The organism is Roseomonas mucosa ATCC BAA-692 (genome assembly GCF_000622225.1).
Classification (GTDB): domain Bacteria; phylum Pseudomonadota; class Alphaproteobacteria; order Acetobacterales; family Acetobacteraceae; genus Roseomonas; species Roseomonas mucosa.
The window spans coordinates 114,506-129,753 of the sequence record NZ_JHWD01000007.1; the positions used below are offsets into that span (position 1 = coordinate 114,506).

Annotated in this window: 10 protein-coding genes; 6 read left to right on the top strand and 4 right to left on the bottom strand. The window is 73.5% G+C overall.

Annotation, left to right across the window (positions count from 1 at the left end):
- The first annotated feature begins 55 nt into the window (after positions 1-55).
- From tyrS to BT98_RS0109205, 3 genes are all read left to right on the top strand, one after another.
- The gene (gene tyrS, locus BT98_RS0109195) at positions 56-1,279 is read left to right on the top strand and encodes a tyrosine--tRNA ligase (protein ID WP_019459371.1); all 1,224 of its coding nucleotides are present in this window, start codon (positions 56-58) and stop codon (positions 1,277-1,279) included.
- A 186-nt stretch (positions 1,280-1,465) separates the two neighbouring features.
- Positions 1,466-2,524 carry a spore photoproduct lyase family protein gene (locus BT98_RS0109200; RefSeq protein WP_019459372.1) on the top strand — a complete coding sequence of 353 codons (1,059 nt, stop codon included), beginning with the start codon at positions 1,466-1,468 and terminating at the stop codon, positions 2,522-2,524.
- A gap of 77 nt (positions 2,525-2,601) precedes the next feature.
- The gene (locus BT98_RS0109205) at positions 2,602-3,180 is read left to right on the top strand and encodes a YqaA family protein (protein ID WP_026032905.1); all 579 of its coding nucleotides are present in this window, start codon (positions 2,602-2,604) and stop codon (positions 3,178-3,180) included.
- Between the two features lie 44 nt (positions 3,181-3,224).
- Here BT98_RS0109205 and BT98_RS0109210 read toward each other — a convergent pair whose 3' ends face one another.
- The gene (locus BT98_RS0109210; RefSeq protein WP_037250327.1) at positions 3,225-3,671 is read right to left on the bottom strand and encodes a peroxiredoxin; all 447 of its coding nucleotides are present in this window, start codon (positions 3,669-3,671) and stop codon (positions 3,225-3,227) included.
- A gap of 11 nt (positions 3,672-3,682) precedes the next feature.
- Positions 3,683-6,625: a bifunctional [glutamine synthetase] adenylyltransferase/[glutamine synthetase]-adenylyl-L-tyrosine phosphorylase gene (locus BT98_RS0109215; RefSeq protein WP_019459375.1), complete on the bottom strand. Its 2,943-nt coding sequence runs from the start codon at positions 6,623-6,625 to the stop codon at positions 3,683-3,685.
- 101 nt (positions 6,626-6,726) lie between these two features.
- Here BT98_RS0109215 and BT98_RS23840 point away from each other — a divergent pair, with 101 nt between their 5' ends.
- Positions 6,727-10,659 (top strand): YhdP family protein, encoded by a 3,933-nt coding sequence (locus tag BT98_RS23840; RefSeq protein ID WP_019459376.1) that lies wholly within the window; start codon positions 6,727-6,729, stop codon positions 10,657-10,659.
- Between the two features lie 29 nt (positions 10,660-10,688).
- On the opposite strand, the gene BT98_RS0109225 is transcribed toward BT98_RS23840, so the two are convergent.
- Positions 10,689-12,155: a HAMP domain-containing histidine kinase gene (locus tag BT98_RS0109225; protein WP_019459377.1), complete on the bottom strand. Its 1,467-nt coding sequence runs from the start codon at positions 12,153-12,155 to the stop codon at positions 10,689-10,691.
- Positions 12,156-12,165: 10 nt separating this feature from the next.
- Positions 12,166-12,888 (bottom strand): response regulator, encoded by a 723-nt coding sequence (locus BT98_RS0109230; protein ID WP_019459378.1) that lies wholly within the window; start codon positions 12,886-12,888, stop codon positions 12,166-12,168.
- Between the two features lie 297 nt (positions 12,889-13,185).
- On the opposite strand from BT98_RS0109230, the gene BT98_RS23845 reads away from it, so the two are divergent.
- Both BT98_RS23845 and BT98_RS0109240 read left to right on the top strand, forming a co-directional pair.
- Complete coding sequence (locus tag BT98_RS23845) at positions 13,186-13,950, top strand: DNA-3-methyladenine glycosylase family protein (protein WP_019459379.1); 765 nt, start codon at positions 13,186-13,188, stop codon at positions 13,948-13,950.
- Positions 13,951-14,027: 77 nt separating this feature from the next.
- The gene (locus BT98_RS0109240; RefSeq protein ID WP_019459380.1) at positions 14,028-15,227 is read left to right on the top strand and encodes an aminotransferase; all 1,200 of its coding nucleotides are present in this window, start codon (positions 14,028-14,030) and stop codon (positions 15,225-15,227) included.
- Positions 15,228-15,248: the final 21 nt, after the last annotated feature.

Sequence of the window (15,248 nt, forward strand, 5' to 3'; positions counted from 1 at the left end):
ACTGTGCTAACGCCCGGCCCACTGACAAGCACACTTCACTGCGGAACCCCGCCAGATGGACGATTTCCTGCATGCGGCGCGCGAGCGCGGCTTCATCCACCAGGTCACCGACGAGGAATCCCTCGTCGCGCGCCTGAAGGCGGGGCCGCTTCCCACCTATGCGGGCTTCGACCTGACGGCGGACAGCCTGCATGTCGGCCACCTGCTGCCGATCATGCTGCTGCGCCTGTTGCAGCGCTGCGGCCACAAGCCCGTCGTGCTGATGGGCGGCGGCACCACGCGCATCGGCGACCCGTCCTTCCGCGACGAGGTCCGGCCGTTGCTGAGCGACGAGACCATCGCGCACAACAAGGCCGGCATCCGCCGCGCCTTCGAAGCCTTCCTTGCCTTCGGCGATGGCCCGACCGACGCCATCGAGCTCGACAATGCCGAGTGGCTCGACAAGCTCGAATACATCCCCTTCCTGCGCGATGTGGGGCGGCACTTCTCGGTCAACCGCATGCTGACCATGGACAGCGTGCGCCTGCGCCTGGACCGCGAGCAGCCGCTCTCATTCCTCGAATTCAACTACATGCTGCTCCAGAGCTACGACTTCCTGGAGCTGAACCGCCGCTACGGCGTCGGCCTGCAGCTCGGCGGGCGCGACCAGTGGGGCAACATCATCATGGGCACCGACCTCGTCCGCCGCGTGGCGGGCCAGGAGGCCTTCGGCGTCACCACGATCCTGCTCACCACCGCCTCCGGCGCCAAGATGGGCAAGACCGCAGCCGGCGCGGTCTGGCTGAACGCCGACCGGCTTTCGCCCTATGACTACTGGCAGTTCTGGCGCAACACCGAGGATGCCGACGTGGCGCGCTTCCTGGCCCTCTTCACCGACCTGCCGATGGCGGAGGTCCGCCGCCTCGGCGCCCTCGCCGGGGCCGAGGTGAACGAGGCCAAGAAGATCCTCGCCACCGAGGCCAGCGCGATCCTGCACGGCCGCGCCGCCGCCGAGGCCGCGGCCGAGACCGCCCGCGCCACCTTCGAGGCCGGCACCCTGGCCGAGGACCTGCCTACGGTCTCTGCCCCGCTGCCCGCCGCGGTTCTGGACCTGCTGGTCGCCGCGGGCTTCGTCGCCAGCAAGGGCGAGGCCCGCCGCCTGGTGCGCGGTGGCGGCGTCCGCCTGAACGACGAACCGGTGGGCGACGAGACCCGCCAGGTCACCGGGGCCGACCTGCGCGACGGCACCGCCAAGCTTTCCGCCGGCCGCAAGAAGCACGCCCTGGTACGGGCCGGCTGAGACCGGGCGCGGCCCGCTTCCGGCGCTTCGCGTCCCGGGATCGGGGTCAGGGGCCGGCCTGACTGCCCCGCTCCAATGGCGGGCGGGGCCCGGGGGCAGCCACGGGCGCGGTGCCCCGTTCCGGGGCCGCGGCGCTTGCAGGCTGGCGGGGCGTCGCCACTTGCGGGGACCATGGCGCGGAATGGCATGCTGCCCGCTTACCTTTTCGATCCCCGGATCATCTTCCTGGAACCCGCCATACGCGAGGGCGAGAGGGGGCGCGAGATCCTGGCGCGCTTTCCGGAGGCGCGGCAGGTGGAGGTGGCCTCGCACTGGTCCATCCCGGCATTGCGGGAAGGGGCGGCGGCGGACTGGCTGGCGGCCAAGCGCGACGTGCTGGTGCTGGGGGTGAAGAAGACCCTGGCCTGCCGGCCGAACGGGCGCAGCGCGGATTTCATCGCGCCCTCGGTGTCCAACGGCTGCGCCATGGCCTGCGCCTATTGCTACGTGGCGCGGCGCAAGGGCCATGCGAACCCGGTAACCGTCTTCACCAACATCGACGCCATCACCGGCTTCATCGCCCGCCACGCGGCACGCCAGGGCATGAAGCTGGAGCCCAACCAGGTGGATGCGCGGGACTGGGTCTATGACATCGGGGAGAATGGCGACCTGTCGGTGGATGCCGCCATTTCCGGCAATGTCCGCGACCTCGTGGCCCTGTTCCGCGACCTGCCGAACGCCAAGGGCTCCTTCGCCACGAAATTCGCGAATCCGGCGATCCTGGACTACGACCCGCGCGGACGGACGCGGGTGCGGGTCTCACTGATGCCGGAAGCGCGGGCGCGGCTGCTGGACGTGCGGACCTCGCCGGTGGCGGAGCGGATCGCCTTCGCGGGCCAGGTGTTCCGCGCCGGCTACGAGCTGCACCTGAACTTCTCGCCCGTGGTGGTGCACGAGGGCTGGGAGGCGGAGTGGCGCGAGCTGTTCCGGCAGATCGACGGCCAGCTTCCGGAGGCGGCGAAGCAGGGGCTGGCGGCGGAGGTGATCATGCTGACCCACAGCGCCGAGCTGCACGGGGTGAACCTCGCCTGGCATCCGAGGGCGGAGGAGCTGCTCTGGCAGCCGCGCTGGCAGGAGGAGAAGACGAGCCAGAACGGGGCGCGCAACCTGCGCTACCGGCACGGGGTGAAGGGCAGGCTGCTGCAGCGCTTCACCGCGATCCTGGGCGAGGAGATGCCCTATTGCCGCATCCGTTACGCTTTCTGATGGCATTGTCCATTTTTTAAGATAAATCCGCGATTTGTAACTTGCTTGTTGCAGCGCGGCATGGGATGGCGGCGGACATGCTCCGCGCCCTCTACAACTGGATCATCGCCCTTTCCGCGCACCCCCGGGCCCCGGCGGCCCTGGGAGCGGTGTCCTTCGCGGAAAGCAGCTTTTTTCCCATCCCGCCCGACGCCATGCTCATTCCCATGTGCCTGGCGCGGCCCGACCGGGCCTACCACTACGCCTTCATCTGCACCGTGACCTCGGTGATCGGCGGGCTGCTGGGCTATGCCATCGGCACCTACCTCTTCGAGGCGGTGGCGCTGCCGGTGCTGGCCGCCTATGGCCATGCCGACGCGCTGCAGACCTTCGGCGCCTGGTTCGAGCGATGGGGCGCGGCGGTGATCCTGATCAAGGGGCTGACGCCGATCCCCTACAAGATCGTCACCATCGCCGCCGGCGCGGCGCATTTCTCGCTGCCGATCTTCTTCGTGTGCAGCGTCATCACCCGTGGCGCGCGCTTCTACATGCTGGCCTGGCTGCTGCGCGCCTATGGCCCGCCGGCGCGGGAGTTCATCGAGAAGCGGCTGAACCTGATCGCGGGCGCGACCGCCCTGGCGATCGTCGGCGGCGTGCTGGCGCTGCGCTACATCTGATCCGGGGACCGGGGGGACCTACGCCGCTCCCCCCGGCGGGCGCTTCACAGCGCCTCGACCGCCTTGCGTACCAGCGCCGCGTGCTCGGCCGGCTTCACCTTGCGCCAGACCTGCACGACCTTGCCGTCCGGCCCGACCAGAAAGCTCGTGCGCTCCATGCCCATGTACTTGCGCCCGTACATCGATTTCTCGACCCAGGTGCCGTAGGTCTCGGCGATGGCGTGTTCCGCGTCGGAGGCGAGCGGGAAGGTGAGGCCGTACTTCGAGGCGAACTTCTCGATCGCCTTCATCGGGTCGGGCGAGACGCCGATCACCGTCAGTCCCAGCCTGCCCAGCGCCGGCAGCGCCTCCTGGATGCCGCAGGCCTGCTGGGTGCAGCCGGAGGTGTCGGCCTTCGGGTAGAAGTAGAGCAGGAAGGGCTTCCCGCCGAGGGCCGCCTTGCTCATCGTGCGGCCGCCGCTGGCCGGCATGGTGAAGGGCGGCGCGTCCATGCCCGCTTCGATCACGTGGCGATCCTTTCCCGCTGTGCTGCGCCTCCGCCCGGCGGAGGGAGGGAGCCGAGATGGCGCTCGAAGAGGGTCCGGACCGTCTCGGCGGTTCCCTGCATCTCCGCGCGCAGGGCGCCCAGGTCAACCGGGGCGGCGGAGTCGGCGGCGCGATCCGTCATGAAGGGCGCGCAGGCACGCAGCAGCGCCGTGCCGGCGGCGGCGGGCAGCGCCTCGGTCCGCGGCCGCCCGACAGTCAGGCGCAGCATGGCCTGGATGCTGCGCCAGAACCGGTCGGCGCGGATCAGGGCGGCGGCGTCCTCGGGCGGCAGCAGCCGGGCCTTGGCCAGCCGGGCCAGGGCCTCGCGCGTCGTCGTCGCCAGGATGCGCGGATGGCTGGCGGCATGGGCGCATTGCAGGGCCTGGGCGATGAACTCAACCTCCACCAGCCCGCCGCGCATGGCCTTCACGTCCCAGGGCCCCTCGGGCGGCAGGTCGCGCAGCATCCGGGCGCGCATGTCGCGTGCATCGGAGAGCACCTTCGGCCCGGCATGCAGGGCCAGGGCGTGGCGCACGGCGGCGGCGATGTGACGGCGCAGCGCCGGCGGCCCGGCCAGCGGGCGGGCGCGGGTGAGGGCCATGCGCTCCCAGCTCCAGGCCCCTTCGGCGTGGTAACGCTCGAAACCCGCGAGACCGGTCGCCATGGGGCCCTTGTTGCCGGAGGGACGCAGCCGCATGTCCACCTCGTAGAGCTTCCCCTCCGCTCCCGGGGCGGTGATGGCGGCGATGAACTGCGCGGCCAGCCGGGCGAACCAGGTGGGCGCCGGCAGGCTGCGCGGGCCGCCGCTGCTGTCCTGCACCCCCGGCGGGTGGTCGTAGATCAGGATCAGGTCCAGGTCCGAGCCCGGCTGCATCTCCCGCCCGCCGAGCTTGCCCATGGCGACCACCGCCATGGAGCCGCCCCTGATGCGGCCATAGCGGGCCGAGAACTCGCGCAGCACTTCCGGCAGCAGGGCGCCGATGGCGGCATCGGCAAGCTCGGAGCGCGCCTGCCCGGCGGTGTCGGCGTCGATCAGCCCTTCCAGCGCATCGGCATCGATCTCGAAGCGCCCTTCGGTGACGAGCCGGCGGGCGCCCTCCAGCGCCTCCTCATAGTGCCGCGCCGCCCCGACCAGGGCTGGCAGGGCTGCGGCGGCCGAGCCGGCACCGCCGGCCAGCAGCCCCTCCAGCGCCGAGGGATGGCGGGCGAGGTGGTCGGCGAGCGCCGGGGCGGCGCCCAGGATTCCTGCCACCCGTTCCAGCAGGTGCGGATTGCGCAGGAAAAGGCTGAGCAACTGCACGCCGGTCGGCAGCTTTTCCAGCAGCGTATCGAAACGCGCCAGCGCCGCGTCGGGCTCGCGCTGCCGCGCGAAGGCGGCCAGGAGGGTCGGCATGAGGAGCGTCAGCAGCTCGCGCGCCCGTTCGCTGCGGGTGGCGCGACGATGGCCGTGGTGCCAGCCGCGGATCAGGGCGGAGATGCCGGCCGGGTTGGTGAAGCCCATCTCCCGCAGCGTGCGCGTGGTTTCGGGATCGTCCTCGGTGCCGGTGAAGACGAGGTTGCCGCCCTCCCCGCTCAGGTCGGGTGCGCTCTCGAACAGGCGGCCGTAGTGATGCGCCACGCGGTTGAAGCAGGCGGTGAGCGCGGCGGAGAAGGCATCCAGGCTGCTGAAGCCGCTGAAGGCGGCGATTCGGCGCAGCCCGTCCTCGTCCTCCGGCAGCCGGTGGGTCTGGCGGTCCGCCACCATCTGCAGCCGGTGCTCGACGGTGCGCAGGAAGGTATAGGCATCGGCCAGGTCCGCCGCCGCGCGCCGGTCGAGCCGCCCGGCCCCGGCGAGCGCCGCCAGGGCGCCCAGGGTGGTCGGGTCGCGCAGGCTGGGGTCGCGGCCGCCCCAGATCAGCTCCAGCACCTGCACCGTGAACTCGATCTCGCGGATGCCGCCACGGCCGAGCTTCACGTCATGGCCCGCGACCGCTATCTCCGTCCCCGCCCCACGATGGCCATGCGTCGCGTGGATCTGCCGCTTGATGGAATGGATGTCCGCGATCATCGCGAAATCCAGGTGCCGCCGCCACACGAAGGGACGGATCTCATCCAGGAAGCTCTGACCCAGCACCTTGTCCCCGGCCACCGGACGGGCCTTGGTCATCGCCGCGCGTTCCCAGTTCTGCCCCATGCTGCCGTAGTAGGAGACGGAGGCCGGGATGCTGACGGCGAGCGGCTGCGCGGCGCCGTCGGGGCGCAGGCGGAGATCGGTGCGGAAGACGTAGCCCTCCTCGGTGCGCTCCTCCATCAGCTTCACCAGGTCGCGGGCGAAGCGCACGGCGGTGGACTGGGCGCGGTCCGCCTCCGGCATCGCCTCCGGATCGAAGAGGATCATCAGGTCCACGTCGGAGGAATAGTTCAGCTCCCGCGCGCCCAGCTTGCCCATGCCCAGCACGGTGATGCCGGCGCCGCGGCCGTTGCGGGCGGGCCGCAGGTCGCCGCGTGCCGCGCCCTCGCGCAGCAGCTGGCTGGTCGCCGCCTCCAGCGTCGTGTCGGCGAGGCGGGACAGCGCCTCCGTCACCTGGTCGAGTCCCCAGAGCCCGGCGAGGTCGGCGGCGGCCACGATCAGCGCGCCCTGGCGCTTGGCCCGGCGCAGCGCGGCGCCGAGCTGGGCGCGCCCGGCATCGGGCAGGACACGGCCGATCGGGTCGAGCGCCGTGGCGAAGGCCGCGTCGGGGCCTCGCTCGGCCATGCGCAACAAGGTCTGCGCCTCGCGCAGCGCGAGGTCGGAGAGGAAGGGGCTGTTGCCGCCGAGCGCGGCGAGCAGGGCCTGGCCCTCGCCGGTGGCATAGGCGCGTTCCGCCGCCCCGCGTTCCGCGAAGCTGGCGATCAGCCGTTCCGCCGCCTTCGGATCGAAGGGGTCGGGGGGGCGTTTCATCCCGGGCGCTGTCATCGGCCTTTCGTCCCGTGACGCGGCGGGGCGGTCAAGTCACGACGGTTCCAGCGCGCGATGCCGCCGACCCCGCGGCGCGCGCCGGGATGCCCCCGCCCGGGCCGGGCCGCCGGCTGCGCCGCGCGCTGAGGTGGCTGTTCCGGCGGAGAATCCTGCCGCTGCTGGTGTCGCTGACCCATGCGGCGATGACGCTGGCGGCGGCAGGGGGGCTGGTGGCCTGCGCCCTGCTCTGGCGGCTGCAGGCGGGGCCGCTGCCGGTGCCGATGCTGGCCACGGCGCTGGAACAGCTGATCTCGTCCGACGGGGTGGAACTGAGGATCGGCGCCGCCGCCCTGAGCTGGCTGCCCCCGGCCGAGTCGGGCGGGTCGCCCGCCTTGTCGCTGCGGCTCTACGGGCTGCAACTGCCGGATGCCTCGGGCAAGGCGCGGCTGGAACTGCCGGAGATCGCGGCGCAGCTGCCGGCGCGGAACCTGCTGCTGCGGGGCGCCTATGTGCCCGAGACGCTGACGGTGGATGGGCCGCTGCTGGTGCTGGAGGTGGGACCGGACGGGTTGCCGGACATGCCCCGCGCCACGCGCGGCGGCGCGGCGGCCGGGGACGGCTCGCGCGGGCCGGCGCGTCCGCTGCCGGACGAGAATCCGCTGCAGTACCTGCTGCGCCGGAGCGGCGCGCGCGACCGGCTGGCGGCGCTGCACGAGGTCCGGGTGAACGCGGCGCGGCTGGAGGTCCGGGACCATGACGGTGAGCTGCGGGCGGTGATGCAGGGCGGCGACCTGCTGCTGCGCCGCGACCGCCAGGGCGAGAATGTCGGCTTCCGGGGCGGCGGCAGCCTGCGGGTCGGGGCCGCCGAGGGCACGCTGCGTTTCCTGGGGCATATCGGGGCGGAGCCCGCCACCCTGGACCTGCACATCTCGCTGCCCGCGATGCGGCCGGCCGAGATCGCCGCGGAACTGCCGGTGCTGGCGCCGCTGGCCGGGCTGGACGCGCCGGTCGCGCTGGAGGCCCGGCTCCGCTACAGCCGTGACGGGGTGCGCGGGCAGCTCGACATGCGGGCGGGCGGCGGCACGCTGTTGCTGCCGGATGGGGGAAGCGCGGTGATCGGCGGCGGCCCGGATGCGGCGAGCCTGTCGCTGCGGCTCGACGGCGTGGATGCGGAGCGCCGCCCCTGGGGGCATGTGGAGATCGGGCTGCGCCAGGGGCGGCTGGACGTGCCGGGGCTGGGCAAGGTGCAGGTGGGCGATGCCCTGCCGGTGGCGGGGGCGTCCGGAGGCCCGCCATCCGGCACCCCGCAGCCTGGCGCCCCGCAGCCTGGCGCCCCCCAGCCTGGAGCCCCGGGAGCAGCAGGGACCGCGGGCGTGGTACCGGCGCTGCGGCTCTCCGCCAGCCTCGGGGCGCCGGACGCGCAGGGGCGCTCCTCCGGCGCGGCCGAGCTGACGCTGGGGCGCCTGGCCGTGAGCGCCGCGACCGGGGAACAGGTGTCCTTCGGCGCGGCCGCACCATCCCCGCCTTCCCGCAGGAGCGGGGGCATGGCACGCCCCCCTGTCCAGGGAGAGGCGGGAAGCAAGGCGCCAGGTCCGGATGCCGGGGCCGCGAGGCCCGTGCCGCCGGCCTCCACCGCCCCGGTTCCGCCCCCGGCGGCGGGCCCGGCCGGCGGGGAAAGCAGGATCGCGCTGCGCTTCTCGGGGCTGGACCTGCTGCGGTGGAACGTGCCCAGCGCCGGGCTGGACCTCCACCTGGGCAGCGGGCAGGTGGCGCAGCCGGACGGCACGCGCATCGGCTTCCGCCGCGTCGAGGCGGCGGTGGAGGCCGCACCCGACCGCGTGGCGCTGCAGCGGCTCCGCCTGGTCCTGGCCGAAGGCGCCGGGGCGCGCGGCAACGCGCCGGTGGCCCAGGCCCAGGGCGAGGCGCTGCGCCACGCCGAGGGATGGCGCTGGCGCCTCGGCCTGGGGGTGGACCGGACCTTCCTGCCGGACCTTGCACTCTACTGGCCGGCCTCGGTGGCGCCGGGCGGCCGTTCCTGGATCGTGGAAAACCTGACCGCCGGCACGGCGCGCGACGGGCACTGGGATTTCGGCGGGCTGCTGCCGGCGAATGGCGGCACGCCGAAGCTGGAAACGATGACCGGCATGCTGACGGTGGAGGATGCGACGGTGCACTGGCTGCGCCCCGTTCCGCCCGTGGAGCATGTGAGCGGCACGATACGCTTCCTGTCCCCGGCGGAGATCCTGGTCGAAGGGCAGGGCGGGCGGCAGCAGGGCACGGCGCTCGCCGCCCAGGAAGTGCGGGTCCGGCTCTACGACCTCGATATCGGCCAGGAGAAGACGGAGATCTCGGGCCGCGTCGCCGGGCCGCTGAACGACATGCTCCGGGTGGTGGACCATCCGCGCCTGCACCTGTTGCAGACCGTACCGATCGACCTGTCGCGGGCGAGCGGCAAGGCGAATGCCACGCTGCATCTCGCCTTCCCGCTGCTGGCCGACCTGCCGGCGGAGCGCATCGCCGTGGCGGTGAAGGCGCAGGTGACGGATGCGGCCCTGCCGGACCTGCTGCTCGACCAGTCCCTCCGCAAGGGCCGGGCCTCGCTGGACCTGACCGAGGCGGGGATGCGCCTCGACGGCACCGCCGATCTCGGCCCGCTGCGCGCGGCGCGGATGGGGATGCAGGTGGATTTCCGCGACGGCCCGCCGGGGCAGCTCGTGGTGCAGGGGCAGGTCGAGGGGCCGGCGGAGCTGGCGGCGCTGCGCGGCACGCGGTTCGACATCCTGGGCGACCGGATCGGCGGGCAGGCTGCGGTCAGCGCCCGCTTCGAGCAGCACCGCGGCGCCGACACCCAGGTGGAGGCGAAGGCGGACCTGGCTCAGGCGCGGCTGTCCCTGGCGCCGCTCAACTGGCGCAAGGCACCGGGGCCGGCGGCGCGGGCGGAGATGTCGATGCGCCTGCGCGACGGGGCGCTGCGCAGCATCGACGGCCTGCGCATCGAGGCGCCGGACATGCTGCTGCGCGGCGCGGCCGAGTTCGCGCCCGGCTCCCGGATCACCCGGCTGACCCTGGCGGAAGGGCGGGCCGGCGCCTCGCGCGTCAGCGGCCAACTGGGCTTTCCCGAAGGACCGGACGGGTTCTGGCGGATCGTGGCGCGCGGCCCGGTGCTGGACCTGCGCGGCGCCGATCCGGATTTCCTGGGCGGGCCGGAGGATGAGAAGGGTTCGGCGGAGCGCAGCGCCCTGCCGGGCTTCGACGCCGATATCGCGCTGGGCCAGGTGCTGACCTCGGACGGCCCCTATGAGCGGGTCGAGGCCCTGATCCGGCACGATGCGCGGGGGGTGCTGCGGCAGATGCAGGCCTCCGGCCGCTCCGGCGGGCAGGAGGCCTTCGCCGCCGCGGTCACGCCGCGCGCCGGCGGCGGGCGGGACCTGTCGGTGCGGGTGGCGGATCTGGGACGGCTGCTGCGGCTCACCGGCACCACGGGCGACGTGCAGGACGGCCGGCTGCGCGTCCAGGGCCGCTGGGCCGCCGACACGCCATCCTCGCCGCTGCTGGGCGAGGCGGAGCTGGAGGATTTCGGCCTGCGCGGACGGGCACGGCTGGGCAAGCTGCTGCAGGCTCTGTCGCTCTACGGCATCCCGGAGGCGCTGACCGGGCCGGGGCTGCGCGTGAGCAGCCTGCACGCGCCCTTCGCCCTGACGCGGGAGGCGCTGGGGCTGGAGGATGTGCGGCTCAGCTCCGCCTCGCTCGGCGCCACCGCCAAGGGGCGGGTGATGCGCCGGGACGGACGGCTGGAGCTGGAGGGGACGATCGTGCCGTCCTACCTGCTGAACAGCCTGCCCGGGCGCCTGCCCCTGGTCGGGCGGCTGTTCAGCGCCGAGCCGGGCGGCGGGCTGCTGGCCGCGACCTTCACGGCCACCGGCACGCTGGGCGATCCGCGGATCACCGTGAACCCGCTCTCCATGCTGGCCCCGGGGATGCTGCGGAACCTGTTCGGCAGCGGCACGCCGCCCCGGGCAGGCGCCCGGGAGCGCTGACAGGGACGGTGGCCCTGCCCGCCGGCCCCTCAGACCGGCAGCGTCACCACCGCCCGCAGGCCACCCTCGGCGCGGTTCTCCAGCGTCACGTCGCCGCCATGGGCGCGCAGGATGTTGCGGGCGATGGGCAGGCCGAGCCCGGTGCCGCCGGTCTCGCGGTTGCGGCTGGTTTCCAGCCGGCGGAAGGGCTGGAACACCGCCTCCTGCGATTCCTCCGGCACGCCCGGCCCGTCATCCTCGACAAAAAGCCGCACCACCGGGTTCTGCCGGCCGCTGGGCGGCTCCAGCCGGATCCGGGCGGCCTGGCCGTATTTCAGCGCGTTGCCGACGAGGTTCGTCAGCGCCCGCTTGAGCGCTATGGGCCGGCCCCGCACCGTCAGCCGCAGCGGCCCGGCATAGGTCAGCGCCTCCTCCGCCTCCGGCCGTGCATCCGCCTCCTCGTCCAGCACGGTGCGGCAGAGCGCGGCGAGGTCGAGGGGCACCGAGGGCTCGTCCGCCGCGTCGTCGCGGGCGAAGGCCAGGGTGGCGTTCACCATGGCCTCCATCTCGTCGAGGTCGGACAGCATCCGCCGCCGCTGCTCGTCATCCTCCAGGAACTCGGCGCGCAGCCGCAGCCGGGTGATCGGCGTGCGCAGGTCATGACCGATCGCCGCCAGCATCTGCGTCCGGTCGCCGACGAAGCGCCGGATGCGCTCGGCCATGGTGTTGAAGGCATGCGCGGCGGTGGCGACCTCCAGCGGACCGGTTTCCGGCAGGGGCGGCGCGTTCACGTCGCGCCCCAGCGCCTCGGCGGCCCGCGCCAGGTCGCGCACCGGCCGGATCAGCCGCCGCGTCGCCGCGACGATCAGCAGCGCCGCCGCCACCGTCATCACCCCGAAGGCGATCAGGAAGGTGGGCGAGTGCCAGGGCCGTGGCGGCGGCACGCGCAGCCGCAGGTTCAGCCACAGGTCGCTGTTGGGCAGGCGCAGCGAGATCAGCAGCGCCTGCCCCTTGCCGGTGCCCACCACCATCTCCCGCGGCTGCAGGCGCGGCGGCAGGTTCAGGATGGCCTCGGGCGGCAGCAGGCTGAGCAGGTCCTCGCCGGGCGTGGCGAGGCTGTGCCGGGCGGTCGGCGCGTCGTCCAGGCTAGCGGTCAGGCCCTCGGGCAGGTCCACCTCGTTCACGATCATGTCGCGCCGGTCGGGCGGCGCGATGATCAGCGTGCGCCACAGCCCCATGGCGCGGCCGGAAATCTCCCGCCGCTCGACGAAGCGCTGCAGGTCCACCCGGTCCAGCGCATGGATCAGCAGGCCCGCCGCCTGCACCAGCATCAGCGCCAGCAGCAGGAAGATCGCCGTGCGCGCCGCCAGCGAACGCGGCAGCCAGCCGATGCGCCAGACCCCCCGCCCCGGCGCCGGCGCGCCGGAAGGGGCGTCGGCGCCGGGCCTGCCGGGGACCGGCATGGCGGCGGGCGGCACCGCGGGGACCGGCGGCGCGGCGGCCGGGCCGGGGCTCAAGGCACGGGCCTCACGCCGCGCGCTCGACGCTCGCCGCCAGCACGTAGCCGCCGCCGCGCACGGTCTTGATCAGCGTCGGGTTGCGCCCGTCATCCTCCAGCTTGCGCCGCAGCCGGGACACCGCCACGTCGATCGCCCGGTCGAAGGGCCCGGCCTGCCGCCCGCGCAGCAGGTCCATCAGCATGTCCCGGGTCAGCACGCGGTTCGGCCGCTCCACCAGCACGGTCAGAAGCTCGTACTCGCCGCCGGTCAGGGAGACCTCGGTGCCGGAAGGGTCGAGCAGGCGGCGCCGGGCGGGCTCCAGCGTCCAGCCGGCGAAGCGCACCGCCTTGGGCGGCGGGTCCTTGGGTGCCGCGCCTTCGCCCGAGGCACGGCGCAGCACGGCGCGGATGCGGGCCAGCAGCTCGCGCGGGTTGAAGGGCTTGGCGACATAGTCGTCGGCACCCAGCTCCAGCCCCACGATGCGGTCCGTCTCCTCGCCCATAGCGGTCAGCATCACGATCGGGACATCGGACTGGCTGCGCAGCCAGCGCGCAAAATCCAGGCCCGACTCCCCCGGCAGCATCAGGTCCAGGATCACCAGGTGATAGCGGCCAAGTGGCCAGACGCGCCGCGCCTCCCGCGCTTCCCGCGCAGCGGTGACGCGAAGCCCTTGTTTCTCCAGGAAACGGGACAAGAGATCGCGGATTTCTCGATCGTCGTCGACGATCAGGATGTGAGGGGCAGGCTCCATGGCTGTTACATAAGCCGGGTTGCCGGGATTCGCCCGCATCTCTTGCAACGATCTGTTGCGATGCGCCCGCCCGTTGCCAGCCGTTGCACTTTCGCATGCATCATGACTTGGGTTCCGGGCCCGCAACGCCCATCTTCGGGATACGCCGCTGCCCTTCCCCCCCTCACGGGGCAGTGGTGATAGCAGGCGGCGGGTGAGCCGTACTTCCCCCTCAGGCTCCCCGCCGCCTCTTCTCTGTTCCCTGTTCTCCCCATCGGGCATATGCGTTCGCAGATCCGATACGGGTCCGTCCGTGGCATGACCCTCCAAGGAGCTCTCCATGGTGGATGTTCCGGAACAGGACAGACAGCCCTGACGCCTCTCTCTCCCATCGTTCCGCCACCGGTTTCGCCCCTGCCACCCTCCGAGCAGTTCGATGCCGACGCCCCACCCGGGCTCGATGCGGCGCGCCGCCTGCTGCTGCTGGCCGATCCGGCCCTGTCGCGAGTCGAGGAGGTTGCCGGCCCGCTGCCCTGGCGCACCCGGCCGCGCGGCTTTCCGGGCCTGCTCCGGGCGATCTGCGGCCAGATGATCAGCGACCGCGCGGCCACCGCCATCTGGCTGCGCCTCGCCGCGCTGCCCGGCGCGCTGACGCCGGAAGGGCTGCTGCGCCTCGACGATGCCGCGCTCTGCGGCACCGCCGGCCTGTCGCGCCCCAAGGCGGCCCATGCGCGCGCCCTGGCCCTGGCCGTGGTGGAAAGGCGGCTCCGCCCCGAAGAACTGCCCGGCATGGGGGATGCCGAGGCGCTGGCGCACCTGACGGCCATCCCTGGCCTCGGGCGCTGGACCGCCCAGGTCCACCTGCTTTTCGCGGAGGGGCGGGAGGACATCTTTCCGGATGGCGACCTCGCCCTGGCCGCCGGCCTCGCCCATCTGCGCGGCCTGCCGGCCCGCCCCGCGCCAAGGGAGCTCGCCCGGCTCGCCGCCTCCTGGGCCCCGCAGCGTTCCCTGGCCGCCCGGCTCATCTGGCACTGGTGGCGCCACGCCACCTATCCGCCCGCCCTTCTCCGGCCTCCGGGCTGACCGGGGGCAGCGGACCGGCCCGGCACAGGCCGGCGCCCCCTCGCCACGAACCCCTTCTCCGTGAGAAGGGATAGACCATGTCCGCCGCCACTGCCCTGCCCCCGATGCTGCCTCTTTCAGCCCGGCTGCGCGCCACCGCCGCCCCGCCCATCCCCGCCGCGCGGCGCTGGGCCGCCGCCTATGACGGCGCCGCCGGGCCACTGCTGGACCTGACCCAGGCGGTGCCCGGCTATCCGCCCCCGCCCGCGCTGCTGGCGCGGCTGGCCGAGGCGGCGGGGGAGGCCTCCAGCGCCACCTATGGCCCGATCGAAGGGGACGAAGCGCTGCGGGAGGCGCTGGCCGCTGATGTCGCCGCGACCTATGCGGCGGCGGTGACGGCGGAGGATGTGGTGATCACCGCCGGCTGCAACCTCGCCTTCTCCCTGGCCATGCCGGTGATGGCGGGCAGCGGCGAGGCGGTGATGCTGCCCACCCCCTGGTACTTCAACCACCGCATGGCGCTGGAGATCGCCGGGATCGGCGCGGTGCCCCTGCCCTGCGCGGCCGCGGACGGCTTCGTGCCCGATCCGGACCGCGCCGCCGCCTTGCTAGAGGCCAACCCGCAGGTCCGCGCCCTGGTGCTGATCACGCCCAACAACCCCACCGGCGCGATCATCCCGCCGGAGACCCTGGCGCGCTTCGCCGCCCTCTGCCGCGCGCGCGGCGTCTGGCTGGTGCTGGACGAGACCTATCGCGACTTCCTGCCGGGGAAGGAAGCGCCGCACGGGCTCTTCGCCGACCCATCCTGGCGGGACGGCATCGTGCAGCTCTACTCCTTCTCCAAGTCCTATTGCGTGCCGGGCCACCGGCTGGGCGCCATCCTGGCGGGGCCCGGCTTCCGGGCGGAACTCGCCAAATCCGTGGACACTCTGCAGATCTGCCCGCCCCGCGCGGCGCAGAAGGCCATCGCCTGGGCGGTGCCCGCGTTGCGCGACTGGCGCGAGGGCAACCGCGAGCTGATGGGCCGCCGCGCCGACGCCTTCGCCCGGCTGATGGCCCCGATCGGCCATCGCTGGCGCGTGGACGCGCTGGGTGGCTACTTCGCCTATCTGCGCCTGCCCGACGGCGCGCCGGATGCGCTGGAGGCCGCGGAGACCCTGGCCTCCCGCCATGGGCTCCTCACCCTTCCCGGCCCCTTCTTCGGCCCGGGCCAGGAACGCCACCTGCGGCTCGCCTTCGCCAATGCGCCCGAGGAGGCGCTGGCCGACCTGCCGGCGCGGCTTTCCGGCCTGGGCTGAGGCAGCATGGCCCCCGGGCGG